Annotated in this window: 1 protein-coding gene; it reads right to left on the bottom strand. The window is 68.3% G+C overall.

Annotated elements, in window-relative coordinates; genetic code table 11:
* Nucleotides 1-907: IS110 family transposase (locus ACLML9_RS28270; RefSeq protein WP_411948350.1), on the bottom strand; the 907-nt coding region annotated here is incomplete at its 3' end.
* Between the last annotated feature and the right edge of the window lie 250 nt (nt 908-1,157).

Raw genomic sequence — 1,157 nt, 5'->3', positions numbered from 1 at the left:
CGACCCGGTAGAGGGCGGCGTTGGCGTGGCGGTCTCCGCCTCGGTTGAGGCGGTGGCGGGTGGTTTTGCCCGAGGACGCAGGGATCGGTGCGACACCGCAGAGCATGGCGAACGCGGCTTCCGAGCGCAGCCGGTGGTGATTGTCTCCGGCGGTGACCAGCAGTTGTCCGGCGGTATCGGGGCCGACGCCGTGCGCGGTGGCCAGGGCGGGGTTGATCGCGGTGACCAGTGGTTCGAGTAGTTCGTCGAGATCGTTGATCTCGGTGCTGAGCTGCTGGTGGCGTCGTGCCAGCGAGCGTAGAGCGATTTTCGTGGCGGTGGTCGGTGTGGCGGCGTCGGCTCGGCGGGGACGCAGGCCTGCGCAGGTGGTGATCAGTTCGGTGGTCGGCAGGTCGCGTAGCCGGGCGCGGAGGTCGTCGGGGGCGGTGATGATCACGGCTTTGATCCGTCGTTGTGTGTCGGCGCGTTGGCTGACCGCGCTGCGGCGGGCGATGCGCAGGTTTCGTAGTGCTTCGACGCGGCCGTCGCGCTGTTTGGGTATGCCGGTGCGGTGGCCCGAGGCCGCGGTCCGGGCGGCGGCGATCGCGTCGATAGGGTCGGATTTACCCTGGAACCGGCGGGCTTTGCGGTCGGGGCGGTCGACTTCGATCACTGTGATGTGCTGCTCGGTGAGCAGCCGTGACAGTCCGGCGCCGTAGGCGCCGGTGCCTTCGACACCGACGCGGGTCACGTGCCCGAACCCGCGCATCCACTCCAGTAGGCCTCGGTAGCCGGCTGTGTCGGCGCCGAATGCGGCGGTGCCCAGCACCCGGCCGAGCGGGTCGATCACCGCGGCGGTGTGGGTATCGCGGTGGGTGTCGACACCACCGGTGAGTTCGGCGTCGACTTCGTATTCGTGATGGGTCATGCTGGGGTGGTCCGTCCTTGCTCAACCGTTTCCAGGGGCGGCACGCACCAGCCGGGTGAACGGACACGACAGTGACGGGTCTGCGGCAACAGGCTCCTATGAAGTCACGACCACCACGCCCGGTGAGTGCAGTGGCCCCGCAACCACCAGGCGTCCGACAGATCTCGGCCAAGACAACACAGTCAGTCTTACGACGGGTCAGGACACCAGCGCTGCGGGGCCACACCCATCCTCACTGTCTTACGAGGCC

It is taken from the genome of Nocardia sp. NPDC002869 (assembly GCF_046764065.1).
GTDB classification, from domain to species: Bacteria; Actinomycetota; Actinomycetes; order Mycobacteriales; family Mycobacteriaceae; genus Nocardia; species Nocardia rhamnosiphila.
Note: the sequence above shows the minus strand (reverse complement) of the source record. Positions and strands in the feature narration are given on the sequence as shown.